The sequence below is a fragment of the Microbacterium sp. cx-59 genome, assembly GCF_020805625.1.
In the GTDB taxonomy this organism is placed as follows: Bacteria; Actinomycetota; Actinomycetes; order Actinomycetales; family Microbacteriaceae; genus Microbacterium.
The window spans coordinates 343,005-358,414 of sequence record NZ_JAJHGO010000009.1 but is presented as its reverse complement, the minus strand read 5'-3'; the positions used below and the strand labels follow the sequence as shown (position 1 = coordinate 358,414).

9 protein-coding genes are annotated in these 15,410 nt (G+C 71.7%); 2 read left to right on the top strand and 7 right to left on the bottom strand.

The genetic code is table 11. The features are described from left to right. Window positions 1-48 precede the first annotated feature (48 nt). On the bottom strand, window positions 49-1,452 hold the full coding sequence (locus LMI96_RS13830) for an MFS transporter (protein ID WP_228362028.1): 1,404 nt from the start codon (window positions 1,450-1,452) through the stop codon (window positions 49-51). Between the two features lie 46 nt (window positions 1,453-1,498). Further along, entirely contained in the window at window positions 1,499-2,803 is a 1,305-nt protein-coding gene (locus LMI96_RS13825) for a peptide synthetase (RefSeq protein WP_228361900.1), read from the bottom strand. A 50-nt stretch (window positions 2,804-2,853) separates the two neighbouring features. On the opposite strand from LMI96_RS13825, the gene LMI96_RS13820 reads away from it, so the two are divergent. Both LMI96_RS13820 and LMI96_RS13815 read left to right on the top strand, forming a co-directional pair. Next, window positions 2,854-3,633 carry an alpha/beta fold hydrolase gene (locus LMI96_RS13820; RefSeq protein ID WP_223723149.1) on the top strand — a complete coding sequence of 260 codons (780 nt, stop codon included), beginning with the start codon at window positions 2,854-2,856 and terminating at the stop codon, window positions 3,631-3,633. 214 nt (window positions 3,634-3,847) lie between these two features. After that, window positions 3,848-6,721: an AAA family ATPase gene (locus LMI96_RS13815; protein WP_228361899.1), complete on the top strand. Its 2,874-nt coding sequence runs from the start codon at window positions 3,848-3,850 to the stop codon at window positions 6,719-6,721. A gap of 48 nt (window positions 6,722-6,769) precedes the next feature. Here LMI96_RS13815 and LMI96_RS13810 read toward each other — a convergent pair whose 3' ends face one another. The 5 genes from LMI96_RS13810 to LMI96_RS13790 all read right to left on the bottom strand — a co-directional run bounded on the left by LMI96_RS13810 (window position 6,770) and on the right by LMI96_RS13790 (window position 15,302). Continuing rightward, the gene (locus LMI96_RS13810; protein ID WP_228361898.1) at window positions 6,770-7,600 is read right to left on the bottom strand and encodes an ABC transporter permease; all 831 of its coding nucleotides are present in this window, start codon (window positions 7,598-7,600) and stop codon (window positions 6,770-6,772) included. After that, window positions 7,597-8,595 carry an ATP-binding cassette domain-containing protein gene (locus tag LMI96_RS13805; RefSeq protein WP_228361897.1) on the bottom strand — a complete coding sequence of 333 codons (999 nt, stop codon included), beginning with the start codon at window positions 8,593-8,595 and terminating at the stop codon, window positions 7,597-7,599. The genes LMI96_RS13810 and LMI96_RS13805 overlap by 4 nt, the downstream gene beginning before the upstream one ends. A 304-nt stretch (window positions 8,596-8,899) precedes the next feature. After that, window positions 8,900-12,871: a type VII secretion protein EccCa gene (gene eccCa / locus LMI96_RS13800; RefSeq protein ID WP_228361896.1), complete on the bottom strand. Its 3,972-nt coding sequence runs from the start codon at window positions 12,869-12,871 to the stop codon at window positions 8,900-8,902. Continuing rightward, entirely contained in the window at window positions 12,868-13,929 is a 1,062-nt protein-coding gene (locus tag LMI96_RS13795; protein WP_228361895.1) for an RDD family protein, read from the bottom strand. Before LMI96_RS13795 ends, eccCa begins: the two co-directional genes overlap by 4 nt. Continuing rightward, window positions 13,926-15,302 (bottom strand): hypothetical protein, encoded by a 1,377-nt coding sequence (locus LMI96_RS13790; protein ID WP_223723143.1) that lies wholly within the window; start codon window positions 15,300-15,302, stop codon window positions 13,926-13,928. The genes LMI96_RS13795 and LMI96_RS13790 overlap by 4 nt, the downstream gene beginning before the upstream one ends. Window positions 15,303-15,410: the final 108 nt, after the last annotated feature.

Below are 15,410 nucleotides of genomic sequence, written 5' to 3'. Positions count from 1 at the left end.
ACCCGCGGATGCTGTCTCGCGGCCCCGTGCCATCGCGGCCGGCGCGGGCTACTCGGGCAGCGAGGGGCGGCCCTCGCGGGCGTCGCGCCGGCGGGGGATGAACAGCGCGAGCACGAGGGCCACGACCGCCGCCCCGCCGCCGAGCAGGAACGAGATGTGGAAGGCCTCGGCGGTCGGTGTCGGCATCCCCTCGAACGGACGGGAGTAGGTCGCCAGCACGGCGCCGATGACGGCCGCCGCGCTCGACGTGCCGAGCGACCGGAACAGGGCGTTCAACCCGTTCGACGCTCCGGTCTCGGACTGCGGCACCGACCGCATGATCAGCATCGGCATCGCCGCGTAACCGAACCCGATGCCCACCCCGATGATGATGTTCGCGACGACGATGTGCCAGACCTCACTCGAGAAGAGCAGTGTGAAGCCGTACGCCACGACGAGCGAGATCGCCCCGAGCACGAGCAGCAGTTGGGGCCCGACGGTGCGCGCGAGGCGACCCGAGAACGGCGAGAGCACCATCATCACGAGACCCGACGGCATCACGACGAGGGATGCGGCGAGCAGCGAGAGTCCGAATCCGGCACCCGTCTCGACGGGCAGCTCGAGCATCTGCGGGTACACGACGTTCGAGCCGAACAGCGCGAAGCCCATGCCGATGGAGGCGATGTTCGTGAGCAGCACGGCCGGCCGCGCGGCGATCCGGAGGTCGAGCAGGGGCTCGGCGATCCGGAGTTCGTACGCGCCCCAGACGAGCAGCACCAGGATGCCGCCGAGTCCGCAGGCGAGGGTCGCGGGCGACGCCCAACCCCACTCGTTGCCGCGCGAGATGGCGAGCAGCACGCCGACGAGCCCGATCGCGAGCCCGACGGCGCCGACGTAATCGAAGCGGCCGGCGGTGCGCAGCACGCTGACCGGCACGATCCAGAGCACGAGCAGGAAGACGACGACGCCCAGGGCCGCGGCGACCCAGAACAGCACATGCCAGTCCGCGTTCTCGGTGACCAGGGCGCTGATGGGCAGACCGAGCGCGCCGCCCACGCCGAGGGTCGCGCTGATCAGCGCGATCGCGCCATCCACGCGGTCCTCGTGCAGAACGTCGCGGAGGATCGAGATGCCGAGCGGCACGACACCGGTCACCGCGCCCTGCAGGGTGCGGCCGACCACGACGCCGACGATCCCGGGCGAGAGCGCCGCGATGACCGAACCGAGCACGAGCAGTCCGAGGAGCACGAGCACGATCCGGCGCTTGCCGTACATGTCGCCGAGTCGACCCGCGATCGGGGTGATCACCGCCGACGCCAGCAGGGTCGAGGTCACCACCCAGGCGGTGTCTTCCCGGCTCGCGTCCAAGAGCTCCGGCAGCTTCGCCTGGATCGGCACGACGAGCGTGAACATGAACGACGACGCGAGGCCGGCGAGGGCGAGGACCGCGACGATCGCGCCCTGCGAGGGCATTCGGGTGAGTCGTCGACGTCTGTTCTCATCCCGCGTGGCCATCCCTTCAGGCTAACGGCGGGGCCGACACGACCGGGTCGTCCGCCGCCTTTCGAACGCCCTCTTCGACGGCCTCGAGCCAGCGCCCGACCGAATCACGGGCCTGGGGAGTATCGGGATAGCGGCAGCGCAGGTGCAGCCCGGTGTCGTTGACGACGAACCAGATCATGACCCCGTCGGTGCGGATGACGGCGGAGACCCAGTGGGCGTCCGCATCCGCCGGCACCGACACCGGCAGGCGCCGCGTGTCGAGCCACGAGATGGCGAACATCCCCGGAGTGGCCGGCATCCCCCCGCGCGGCCCGAAGATCGGCGCGAGCGGGAACGAACCGAGCTGCAGGGCGTGTTTCACGTCGGCGGCGCACGCCCGCGGGTCGGGGTCGGTGCACTCGATGACCGCGTTGGTGATGAACCAGCCCACGGCGTGCAACCAGCGCGGATCGTTCCGGCTGTGCACGGGGAACACCGCGCGCAGCGGTGTGCCCGCCAGTCGCAGCGAGACCTCGGTGAGCACGCCGAGCGCCAGCGCGGTCACGCGCACCCGCAGCAGGTCGGCCGCCCGGGTGAGGCGCACGACCCCGTCGGCATCCAGCACGTCGTGCACCTCGACGACCTCCGGATGCGGCACCGACAGGTCGCCGAGCGGCAGCGGGAAGCGCGGCATCGCCTCGCCCTCGGCCGCCAGCAGGTGCTCCCACCGCTCACTGACCTCAGCCGGGGCCGGCGGCATCCGCTCGAGTGCCGCCGTGTGCGCGGCGAACCCGTCGACGGGCTCGAGGGGGATCGGCGCGCCCGTGCGGACGGAGTCCACGGCCAGTCCGAGGTCGCGCCCGAGCACGACGAGCGACCACATGTCGACGTGCGAGTGGTCGGCGCCGATCACGACGACCGGAGCCTCGCCGTCGGGCTCGACGACGCAGAGGCGATACGACCCGGGTGCGTACGGCCGGCACTCGGCGTCGAAGATCTCACGCACCGCGGCGGCGGTGGTGCCCGATACCGGATGCGGACGCCAGCTGCCCGCCTCCGCCTCGCCCTCGTACAGGCGCACGCCGCCCTCGTCGGCGAACACGGTCCGCAGCGTCGCGTGCCGCGCCACCACGGCGTCCCACGCGGCGCCGAGTTCGTCGCGGGTGGCGCGCGGCATCCGGAACGAGATCGCCATCCACGAGCCGGGACGATCGCCCTGACCCACGTGCCGCTCCTGGTCGAACGACACCGGCAGCCTCCGGTCGGTGCGCCGCACCGGCACGACGTAACTGTGCAGTCGTCCCGGAGGGAGCGACAGCTGGGCGACGTTGGTCAGGCGCATGGCGTCGTAGTCTAGGGGTCGCAGATTTCTCGACGATTCCAGGAGGGCCGATGCCCGCGATGACGGTGCGCGGGGCCACGCTCGACTACGACATCACGGGAGACGACGGACCCCTCGTGGTGCAGTTGCACGGCCTCACCTCGAGCCGCGCGCGTGACGCCCAGCTCGGGCTCGATCTCGGCCGGGCCCTGCGCGGGCACCGGGTGCTGCGCTACGACGCTCGGGCGCACGGCCTCTCCACCGGCACCGACCGCGCGGAGGATTACGGATGGGATTCGCTCGCGGACGACCTGCTTGCGCTGCTCGACCGTGTCGCCCCCGGTGAACGCGTGCACGGCGTCGGGCCGTCGATGGGAACGGGAACGCTGCTGCACGCGGCGGTCGCCGACCGGCACCGGTTCTCGAGTCTGACCCTCGTCACCCCGCCGACGGCGTGGAAGCGCCGCCGGGCGCAGGGCGATGTCTATCGGGCGAACGCGAAGCTCGTCGAGCGCGGCGGTCTTTCGGCGCTTCTCGCGCTGGGCGATACGGCGCCGGTTCCGCCGGCGCTCGCCGATGCCCCCGAGACGCGGCCGACCGTGCCGGCGGAGCTGCTGCCCACGGTGCTCCGCGGCGCCGCGGCCACCGACCTGCCGACGCGCAAGAAGGTCGCCCGCATCACGGCGCCGACGCTCGTGCTCGCCTGGACGGGCGACCGCACGCATCCGCTGAAGACCGCCCGCACCCTCTGCGACCTGATCTCCGACAGCCGCCTCGTCGTGGCTCGCAGCCCGTACGGCGTCATGGCGTGGCCCGGCCTCTTCGCCGAGCACGTCACCACCCGCGGCTGACCCGCGCCCGCGCGCCCTCGTGGGTTTGGGGCGCATTCCTGCGTTTGGGGCGTGAATCTCGCGCCCCAAACGCAGGAACGCGCCCCGAACCGGGAGGACGCAAGCCGGATGCGGGAGACGGGAGCCGGGCCGACGAGAATCGGGAGCCGGATGCGGAAGGACGCGCGTGCGGTGGGCGGCGGGGGCGGCGGCGCCGCGGTCCTACAGTAAGGACGTGCGATTGCGCTTCTTCGGCGGGTTCGGCGCCTGGGACGACGACGGCGCTCGCCTCGACGTGAGCGGCGCCGGACAGCGCGCGTTGCTCTTCCGCCTCGCCCTGGATGCGGGCACGACGGTCGGCTACCGGGCCCTCGCCGAGGACGTCTGGCCGGCGGATGCTCCCGAAGACCCGCGCGCCGCTCTCCAGTCGCTCGTGTCGCGACTGCGTCGAACGCTGCCCGCCGGAGTGGTGCGGGCGGCGCCGGGCGGGTACCTCCTCGACGTGCCGCGGGCCGACGTCGACGTCACCGCGTTCGCGGATCTCGTTGCGGCGGCGCGGGTGGCAGATCCCGACACCGCGGTACGCCGCGCGCGCGACGCCCTCTCGCTCTGGCGCGGCGAGGTCTGGACCCCCGACGGCTTCGACTGGGTGGTGCGCGATCTGTGGGAGGACCGCGCACACGCGGAGCGGCTCGCTGCCGAACGACGTCCCGATGCCTCGGATGCGGGCGCCGCGACCCCGGATGCGGGCGCCGCTTCGGGACCCGGATCGATCCCGGCCGCGGTGACGACGTTGGTCGGTCGCGCCGACGAACTCTCGCTCATCCGCGGGCAGCTCGCGGAGAACCGTCTCGTGACCCTGATCGGGCCCGGCGGTGCGGGGAAGACCACGCTCGCGCTCGAAACCGCACGAGCGCGTGGCCCCGCGGTGCTCGTCGAGCTCGCCCCCGTGTCGGGCGGGGAGGTCTGGGATGCGGTCGCCACAGCGCTCGGGCGCAGCATCCGCGTCAACGACACCACCCCGGTCGCGTCCGCGACCCCGCGCGAACGCGCGCTGCAGGCGCTCGCCGACCGCGCCGTGCTTCTCGTGCTCGACAATGCGGAGCACGTCGTCGCCGAGACCGCGGACGTCGTCGCCGACGTGCTGCGCGTCGCGCCCGCGTGCCGGGTGCTCGTCACGAGCCGGGAACCGCTCGGACTGCCCGTCGAGGCATTCGTCGAACTGGGTCCGCTCGCGGATGCGGACGCCGCGCTGCTGCTGACGGCGCGCATCCGTGCCGCGCGCGGTCGAGAGCTCGACCCGGGTGAGCGGGCCGCCGTCGCGCGGATCGCCCGTCGCCTCGACGGGTTGCCGCTCGCGCTCGAGCTGGCAGGGGCGCGAGCGCGCGTTCTCACGGTCGACGAGATCGAGGCAGGACTCGCCGACCGATTCGCGCTGCTCGCCCGCGGGCCGCGGTCCGCGGAGGCCCGTCACCAGACGCTGCGCGCTGTCATCGACTGGAGCTGGGAGCTGCTCACCGCGGCCGAGCGCGATGCGCTGCTGACCGTGGCGGTCTTCCCGGACGGGGTGGCCGCCGAAGACGTCGTCGCGGTCGCGGCCGCGTTCGATGTGGATGCCGCGGACGTCGATGCGCTCGTCGACCGATCGCTCGTGCACCGGCGGCGAGGCCGTTACCGGTTGCTCGAAACCGTGCGCGAGTACGGCCTCGACGCGCTGCGGCGCGAAGGCCGACTGGCCGCCTCGCACGACCGGCAGGCGCGGGTCATGGCCTCCCTCGCGCTCCCGCGCGACCGACTGCTGCGCACGCCCGATGTGCGTGCCGCCGTCGCATGGTTCGACGCGGCGGAAGAGAACCTGTCGGCGGCGCTGCGCTGGAGCACGTCGCGACCGGAACTCGGTCGCACGTCCCTCGATCTCGTGCGATCCCAGTTCTGGGTGTGGCTCATGCGAGAACGATTCGACGCCCTGAGCAGCGCTCTGACGGAGGTGCTCCCGGCCGCCGAGGATCTCGACTCCGAACCCGCCGTGATCGTTGCGGGACTCGCCATCCTCATCCGCGTGATGCAGCAGGAGGTCATCTCCGTGCCCGTCGGTGCGCTCGATCCGCGGCGGGTGCTGGATGCCGCGGATGCGACGCCGTCGGATCTCGCGGCGACGCTCGCGGCGCTGCTGCGGGCCGCGCTTCGCAGCGAGGGGCGCGGCACGACCGATCAACCCTGGTCTCTGGCCATCGAGCTGCGCGACGACGATCTCCCCGTCGGCGCTCCCGCGTGGAGCCGGGCTCTCGTCACCGTCATCCAGGCCGCGATCGCGCAGAACAGCGGGCTGGTGGACGAGCTCGGTGTGCGCAGCGAGCGTGCGCTGGCCGCGTTCGAAAGCGTCGGCGACGTCTGGGGTCTCGCGCTGGCGAGTCAGATGCGTTCCGAGTGGCTCACGCTGCAGGGCCGTCTCGAGGAGGCGCTCGCCGTGGCGGATGCGGTCAGCAGCGAGCTCGAGGGGCTGACGAGCGTGGGAGATGTCATCCAGCAGCAGTCGCAGGGCGTGCTCCTGCTGACGCGGATGGGGCGGATCGATGAGGCCCGCGCGAGGCTCGCGATGAGCGGCGCGACGGCCGAACGGGACGGATCCCTGCGCGCGCGGCACCAGTTCGCGCTGGCGGCAGCATCCGTCGAACTCGCTGTCGGCGACGGCGCGGCAGCCCTGAGGCACCTCGACGGGATCGCCGAGGTCGATACGGTCGGCTACCCGCCGCAGGTGATCGCGGTGAGTCTCGCGCGGCGAGCCGCGGCGCTCACCCTCGCGGGTGACACGGCCGCCGCGATCGTGCCGCTGCGCGAGGCGGTGCCGATCGCGGTTCGCGCGGCCGATTCCCCGATCCTGGCGGAGATCGCCGTGACCCTCGCCGGCTGGTTCGTTCGCGCCGGGCGCCTCGACGACGCACAGGATGCGGTGGCCGCCGCGGATGCGCTCCGCGGGCGTGCAGACGCCACCGATCCGGCCGTCGTGCGTCTGCGGAGCGATCTGATCGCGGCGGGACGCGACCCCGACGCGCCTCGCGCGCCGGTACCGGATCTCACTCGGCTCGTGGCGCGAGCAGACTCGGACTGACGCGATGAGGGAGGCCGCGGATCACCGCGGCCTCCCTCATCCGGCTGCTCAGGCCTTGCGCATGTACGCGCGCACCGTCAGCGGGGCGAAGATCAGGACGATGACCGCGGCGCCGGCCAGCGACATCCAGAAGTCCACGCCAATAATGCCGCTGTTGGCAAGATCGCGCACGGCGCTGATGAGGTGCGAGATCGGGTTCACGTTCGCGAACCAGGCCAGCCAGCTCGGCAGGGTGTCGACCGGGACGAAGGCGTTGGAGAGGAAGGTGAGCGGGAACAGCACGAGCATCGAGATGCCCTGCACGCTCGATGCCGTGCGGGCGATCACGCCGAAGAACGCGAAGATCCAGCTGATCGCCCAGGAGCAGACGATGACAAGCAGGGCCGATGCGATGACCGCGCCGAGGCCGGCGGCGGGACGGTAGCCCATGATGTAACCCGTCACGAACGTGAGGGTGGTGGCGATCGCGTACCGCACGGTGTCCGCGAGGAGAGCGCCTGACAGCGGCGCGATGCGGGCGATCGGGAGCGACCGGAACCGGTCGAACACGCCCTTGTCCATGTCTTCGCGCAACTGCGTACCGGTGACGACCGATGTCGTGATGACGGTCTGCACGAGGATGCCGGGAATGAGGGCGGGCAGGTAGTCCTGTACGTCGCCCGCGATCGCCCCGCCGAAGATGTAGGCGAACATGAGCGTGAAGATGAGCGGCTGCACCGTGACGTCGACCAGCTGCTCGGGGGTGCGGCGGATCTTGACGAGCCCGCGGTACGCCATGGTGAGGGTGTTCTGCAGGGTCTGGACGATGCTGGTGCGGTTCTTCAGATCCCGCTCCCCGGCCGGAACGATGCGGGCGGGGTGGATGGTGAGAGTGCTCATGCCGTCACCGGCTCCTTCTCGTCGGAGGTATCCGACGTGTTCTGATCGGCCGTGTCGTGGCCGGTGATGGTCAGGAAGACCTCGTCGAGCGTCGGCTTCTGCACGCTCATCTCGACGACGTCGATGCTCTGCTCGCGCAGCGCGATCAGCAGATCGGCGACGCGGTCCGGGTGGGTCATCGGCGCGGAGAGGCGCGCAGCCTCCGGCGATCGGGTGCCGCGTACACCGAGGACGCGGTCGATCGCTTCGAGGGCGAGGCCAGAGTCTCCGGCATCCGCGAGTCGCAGGTGCAGGCTGGACTTCCCCACCGACGCCTTCAGCTCGTCGGACGTGCCCTCGGCGACGACACGACCCCGGTCGATGACCGCGATGCGGTCGGCGAGCTGGTCGGCCTCGTCGAGGTACTGCGTGGTCAGGAGGACCGTGGAGCCACTCGCGACCAGTTCGCGGATGGTGTCCCACATCTGACCGCGGGTGCGCGGGTCGAGTCCCGTGGTGGGCTCGTCGAGGAAGATCAACGGCGGCTGGGCGATCAGGGATGCGGCGAGATCGAGTCGCCGCCGCATCCCGCCGGAGAACTTCTTCAGCGGACGCCGTGCCGCTTCGGTGAGGCCGAAGCGCTCGAGCAGGTCGTCGCTCTTCGCGCGGGCAGCGCTGCGGCTGAGGCCGAGCAGCCGCGCGAAGATCACGAGGTTCTCGGTGGCCGAGAGCGTCTCGTCGACGGAGGCGAACTGGCCCGTCACGCCGATCAGCTGACGAACGATCTGCGCGTCGCGGACGACGTCGTGCCCGAAGATCCGCGCCGACCCGCCGTCGGGGCGAAGCAGCGTGGCGAGCATGTTGATGGTGGTCGTCTTGCCGGCGCCGTTGGGGCCGAGCACGCCGTACACGGTGCCGGCCGGAACGATCAGGTCGACGCCGTCCACGGCGCGCATGGCGCCGAACGTCTTGACGAGCCCTTCGGCGTGCACCGCGAGGGTGGAGGAGGAGGTCATGGGGAGCCTTTCTGTGGCGTTGCCTCGACTGTGCTCCGCGCGTGCTGTCGCCCCGCTGTCGCGCCGCTCCCCGCGCTGTCACCCCGCTGCCGCGCGCTGCCGCGCCTCGTCCGTCCCCTGCCGCGCCCCGTCCTCCCTTCTTTCGGGTTCGGGGCACATTCCTGCGTTTGGGGCGCGAATATCGCGCCCCAAACGCAGAATCGCGCCCCGAACCCGGGAGCACCCGGGAGCACCCAGGCCCGAACCCGGGAGCACCCCGGCCCCGAACCCGGGAGCACCGGGGCGCGATTCGAGCGGGCGGGAGTCAGTGCATGCGCGGGGGCGCGAACGCGAGCTGCGCGGCCACGAGGCCCTGCGCGCGGCTGACGATCTGCGCACGACCGGGTACCGACGGCACGGCCTTCACGCGGCCGATCAGCGGTCCCTCCTCGGGGCTGCCGCCGAGCAGGATGCCGGTCACCCCGAGGTCGGTGAAGCGCTGGATGATCGGGTCGTACGCCGCGCGGCTCGCGCCACCGGTGCGCCGCGTGAGGATGACGTGCAGGCCCACGTCGGCGGCCTGCGCGAGCAACGGCTGCAGCACGGCTAGCGGGTTGCCCTGGCTGGTCGCGACGAGGTCGTAGTCGTCGACGATCACGAAGCCCTCGGCGCCCGACCACCAGCTGCGGTCGCGCAGCTGCTCGGGGGTCACGTCGGGACCGGGGATGCGGCCGGAGAAGAACGCGGAGAGTTCCGCGAGTCCGCTCGAGGCCGGCTCGTGCGAGGTCAGGTACGCGCCCAGATACTCGGACGGGATCTCGCCGAGCAGCGAACGGCGGTAGTCGACCGCGAAGATCTTCGCCTCGTTGGGGCCGTACAGCCGCATGATCTCCTGGGTGAGGCTCCGCAGGAACGCGGACTTGCCCATGCCTGAGTCGCCGTAGAGGTACATGTGCGGTTCTTTGCGCGGGTCGATGCCGAACGGGGCGAGCTGCGCCTCGTCGACGCCGAGCAGCATCCGCGGGTCGTCGGCACCTGCCTGCGTGCGCAGCTCGTCGAGCGAAAGGTTCTCGGGAAGCAGGCGCAGCTTGGGGCCGGCCGGTCCGTGCCAGGCCGCCGAAACGCGCGCGATCATGTCTTCCACGCCGTCGACGAGCGCGGTGGCATCGCCCGAGCCGTCGATGCGGGGGAGCGCCGACAGCATCTGCAGGCGCTTCGGGCTGAGGCCGCGGCCGGGCTGGCCGGCGGGCACGTTGGCCGCCTGCTTGCGGTCGATCTCCGAGTCTGTCGGGTCGCCCAGACGCAGCTCGAGTCGAGTCTGGATGAGGTCCTTCAGGCTTGCGCGGATCTCGAGCCACCGGTTCGCGGTGACGATGAGGTGCACGCCGAAGCTGAGGCCGCGCGCCGCGATCGTCTGCACCCGGGTCTCGAGGGCCTCGTACTCGGAGCGGAGCGTCGCCCAGCCGTCGACCACGAGGAACACGTCGCCGTAGCCGTCGTCGACCACGCCCTGGCTGCGGCGCAGGCGGTAGGTGTCGATCGAGTCCACGCCGTTCTGGCGGAAGAACTTCTCGCGGTCGTCGATGATCGACTCGACCTCGGCGACCGTCCGGCGCACCGACTCGGCTTCGGTGCGCGTCGCGACGCCGGCGATGTGCGGATGCTGCTGCATGCCGGTGAAGCTTCCACCGCCGAAGTCGAGCACGTAGAACTGCAGCTCGAGCGGGTTGGCCGTCAGCGCGAGCGCCGAGACGAGCGTGCGGGCCATCGTCGACTTTCCGCTGAGCGGGCTGCCGACGATCGCGACGTGACCGGCGGCCCCGCCGAGCGAGACGACGAGGTGCTCGCGGCGCTGCTCGAGCGGCACGTCGACGATGCCGAGCGGCACGGTGAGCGCACCGGCTCCGCGCCAGGCCTTCGACACGAGTCCGAGCTGCGGGTCTTCGACGAGGTCCGACATGAGCTCGTCGAGCGAGGACGGATCCGTGAGCGGCGGCAGCCAGACCTGGTGGGCCTCGGGGCCGCGTCCCGACATCCGCTCGACCGCGATCTGGAACGTCGAGCGCTCCTCTTTCGGCTGGGCGGCGTCGCGCACCGGGGCGGAGGTCTCCTCGACCAGGTCCAGCGGCTGCGCGGCGGCCGTGAACATCTCGATCTGCGCGGTGTAGTCGGTTGTCTCCTGGGCGGATGCGGTCGATCCGCCGCGGAGCTTCGTCTTCGGGGTGCCCGAGACGTACGCCGCGCGGAACTGGACGAGGTTGTCGGTGTCGGCCTTGAGGAATCCGACGCCCGGCTCCTGCGGGAGCGTGTACGCGTCGGGCGTGCCGATGATGGTGCGCGACTCCGCCGCGGAGAACGTGCGGAGGCCGATGCGGTACGACAGATAGGTGTCGAGGCCGCGGAGCTTGCCCTCTTCGAGCCGCTGCGAGGCGAGCAGCAGGTGCACCTGCAGCGAACGGCCGACGCGACCGATGTTGATGAAGCTCTCGACGAACTCGGGCTTGGCGGCGAGGAGCTCGGAGAACTCATCGGCGACGATCAGCAGCGCGGGAAGCGGTGCCAGGTCGGTGCGCCCGCCCTTCCGGGCCTTCTCGTAGTCCGACACGTTCGCGAAGTTGCCGGCGGCGCGCAGCAGCTCCTGGCGCCGCACGACCTCACCCTGCAGGGCGTCCTGGAAACGGTCGACGAGCGCGAGTTCGCTGCCCAGGTTCGTGATGATCGCGGAGACGTGCGGCATGCCCGCCATCCCGGCGAACGTCGCGCCACCCTTGAAGTCGACGAGCACGAAGTTGAGCTGCTCGGGGGAGTGGGTGAGCGCGAGCGCGAGCACGAGGGTGCGGAGCACCTCGGACTTCCCCGAACCCGTCGCACCGATCATCACGCCGTGCGGGCCCATACCCTGCTGCGCGGCCTCCTTGAGGTCGAGCACGAGGGGCACGCCGTCGACGTCCTGACCGATCGGCACACGCAGCCGGTCGCGTTCGAGGCGCCCCGCCCAGGCGCGGTCGAAGTCGACCTCGCGCACGTCGGGGAGTCCGAGCAGCTCGACGAGTTCGCGCTGACCCTGCAGGGCGGCGTTCGTGTCGGTGAGCGCCGTCGGGTTCGTGTGCAGCGGCATCAGGCGCCGAGCGGTGGCCTCGGCCTCGGCGATCGTCGTGGTGTCGGGGGTGAACAGGCTCGACCCGAGAGACAGGTCGATGAACTCGGCCTGGCGTTCGGCGGCGTCCGCATCCGGCATCGCGATGCGCAGTACGTCGGGGTTCTCGAGCTCGGCCCAGCGGCTCGGCAGATCGATCACGGTAACGCCCAGCATCCCGTCGCCGCCGACGACCGGGTCGCCCATCGGCAGACGGACGCCGTCGACGACGAGGATGACGTGAGGGGTGACGCCGCCGCCGCGGCCGAAGCGCGGGCGCTCGCGCAGGCTCGCCGGCAGCAGGTCTTCGAGGTCGTCGAGCGTGGAGGCGATGAGGCGGGCGGGTCCGAGCTTGTCGGTGACACGGCCCGACAGTGCGTGCGGAAGCCACTTCGCCCAGTCCCAGGCGGGCAGCTGCGCGTCACCGGCGAGAATCGCCACGACGACGTCTTCGGGGTCCTGCAGGGTGGCGGCGCCGATGACCATCGCCCGGGCGAGGGCTCGGACCGCATCCTCGTCCGATCCGACGATCTCGACCTTCGCGTAGTCGGTGAGGGTCACGCCGAGCGGAAGGGCGGGCTGCATCTCGTGGGTCAGCATGAACCGGTGCGCGGCGGATGCGGCGACGGGATCGAGTTGCGCGAGCGGGGGCAGCTCGGGGGCTTCGAGGGTGATGCACAGGGGCTGGTCGGACGTGCCGATGCGGGTGCGGAGGAAGTTCTCGTCGCCCGGCTGGCGCTCCCAGACGCGGGTGCGCTCCTCAGCGATGAAGGGCAGTGCCGAGGGCGCCGGCGTGACCCAGCCACCGTGACGGCGCTGCTTGCGCGCCGCGGTGCGCACGGTCTCGCGGAGTTCGCCGAGGTAGGCGAGGTACTCGCGTCGGTTGCCGAGCACCTGGGCGTTGCGCTGCGCCTTCTGCCGCCAGCCGTTGACGGCGACGAACCCGAGCGAGGAGAGCAGGAACATGCCGCCCGTGATGAAGCCGGTGGGACCGGCGTTCGAGATCGTCACCATCACGATCGCACCGACGCTCCCGAGCATCGGGAGGAGCGAGGTGAGCATGCTGCTGCCGCCCTCGTTGGGCACGAGTTCCGGCGGCGGCTGGACGACGATGCGTCCGCTCGGCACGGATGGTGGTGCCAGGCGAGGCCCCTTGCTCACGAAAGGTCTCCGATCAGGCGGCTGACGGTGAACACGCGGTTTCCGATGCGGATGCGGGTGTCGTCGTCGACGTAGGTGCGGACGTACGGGGAAAGAGTGCGGGCGTCGCCATCGTCGTCGATCAGCTCGGTGCCGTTGGTCGAACCGGCATCCGTCACCCAGGTGCCGGAACGGTCGTGTTCGAGGCGCAGATGGGTCTTCGAGACGCTCGAGTCGGGGTCGTGCACGACGAGCACAGCGTCGGTCGCCTCGGTCTGCTCGGGGTTTCGACCGAGGTTCACGGCGACCGGAACGGGCAACTGGGCTCGCTGACCGGTGTCGAAGATGAGGAGCAGTTCGCCCGACAGAGCCTCATCGGCACCCTCGGCCGCCACGAGCGGGACGGCACCCGTCGGGCGCACCGGCTGGTCGGTGTTGCCGAGGTCGGCGGGTGCGGTGGGGGCTGGGGCGAGCGTGAGCGGCGAACCCCAGGGCGCGGCGGGGGGAGGGCCCGCGGCATCCGCAGCGGTCGCACCGCGCGACTTGTCGGCGGGCACGGCGGCCGGGGTCCAGGGGCGGGCGATGATGGTCGGGGAGGGCACGGAGTAGACCCCGGATGCGGCGCCCTTCCGTCCGCGTCCGCGCTCGGCCCTGGGGCGCCGCGGCACCGCGACGACGACGGTCTGCGCGGCTTTGTCAGCCCAGGAGCGACGGAGTCCGGACCGGTCGGATGCAGCCGTTCCCTCGACGACCCAGGCGCCCGCGGCGAAGACGAGGCCACCGAGCGCGACGAGCGACCCGCGGACGAAGGATCGCCCCGCGCCCGGCGAGTACGGGGCATCCAGACGAGCCACGCGGAGGCCGAGCATGGCCTTGCCCGGGCCGACTCCGGTACGCGCCTGCAGGATCCAGAGCGCGAGCACGGCTTCCGCGGTGAGGAAGAGCCCGAACAGGGGCGAGCCGCTGAGCAGCCAGGCGACGACCCCGACGATGACGAGGATCACGACGTCGATGCTGAACGCGGCGAGTCGGGCGCCGACGCTGGCGGGCTCGCCGGTGAACTGTGGCGGCAGGCTCATGAGTTCATCACTCCTCGGAGAACGGTGATCGCGTCGGCTGCCAGGAGCCCTGCGGGAAGCGAGAGGGCGATGGCGATCCACTCGAAGACGTCGCCGAACCGCGACCAGAAGAGCGACTGCGCGCCGCGCCCGGCGGGGATCACGACGAAGGCCGCAGCGGCGCCGATCGCGAGAAGGATGCCGGCCAGCACGGTCATCGATACGGCCCCGGAGTCCCGGGTCGCGGCGAGCACCGCGACGACGATGATGGCGGCGGCGGCGGCCCGCGGCATCCAGCGCAGGAAGGGCACCGACGAACGACGCGCGCCGAGGAGGAGCGCCAGCACCGTGGTGATAGCGAGCGCGATGCGCCCCGCCGTCACGAGGGCATCGGGCGAGTCGAACGAGCCGACCGCGATGGGCGCTGCGGCGGCCGCGGCGACGCAGAGGATGAACGTTCCCGCGATGAGGCGACCGGTGGAGCGGGCTACGAGGTCGCGGGCGTCGGCGGCACCGATCGACGTGATGGATTCGGGGAGCGTCTGGCGCACGCTCCACCGCGTGGATTGGAAGCGCTCGTAGTCGACGAACATGCCGGGCGGCACGTCGACGAGGCTCGACAGCAGAATCCGCAGCGCGACGGGCACCATCCCGAGCGTCACGGCCGTCGCGCCGAGGGCGTCGACGTGCATCAGGAGCGCCAATCCCCAGATGGCGGCCATGGTGAGCAGGATCGTCGTGCTCGCGCCGAACTCCGCGCTAAGCGCCGCGGGGCGCCCGACCAGGCGCAGCACTCCGGCGAGCACGGCGGCGAAGAGGAGCCCGACGAAGACGGAGAGCGTCGTGGTCGCCGCGGGGAGCAGCGGCACGATCGTCGTGCCCGCGGCGAAGGCGAGAAGCAGGATCGCGATGATGGCCGGGTGTCCGCCGGGGCGGTCGGACCGTGCGCGGATGCTGAACATGAGCCCGGAGACGACGGCCGCGAGCGCCGCGACGCTGGCGACGGGCGCGCGCAGCCCCGACGGCACCGCGTCGGGTGCGACGAGCGTGACCACGGCGAGGACGAGGGCGATTCCGGCGATCGCCCACCAGGCGCCCGGTACGTCGCCGCGGGCACGCGAGGGTCGCCGGCCGCGGCGTCCGCGCGGAGCGGTGATGCGCTGCGAGAGGTCGATGACGGCGAGCACGGCGCCGTCGGCGAGGTCTTCGACGCGTAGGAGCGGGCTGACCTCGCGGCCGTCGCGTTCCATCAGCACGTCGCGGCCCACTTCGGGTCGGATGCCGAGGATGCGGAGGGCGTCGTTCAGCGTGGCATCGAGAGGGATGAGGAGATCGTGTCGCTGCGCGCCGTCGACGATGGCGACGCGACGTCGCTCGGTGAGCTCTGTCGGCACCGGTCAGCGTCCCCCGTCGACCAGGGCGCGGTCGACCCCGTCGGTGGAGGCGCGACCAGCGGCGTCAGCGTCAGCGCGTGTCATGCGAAATCGTTCCCCCGAGCAGTC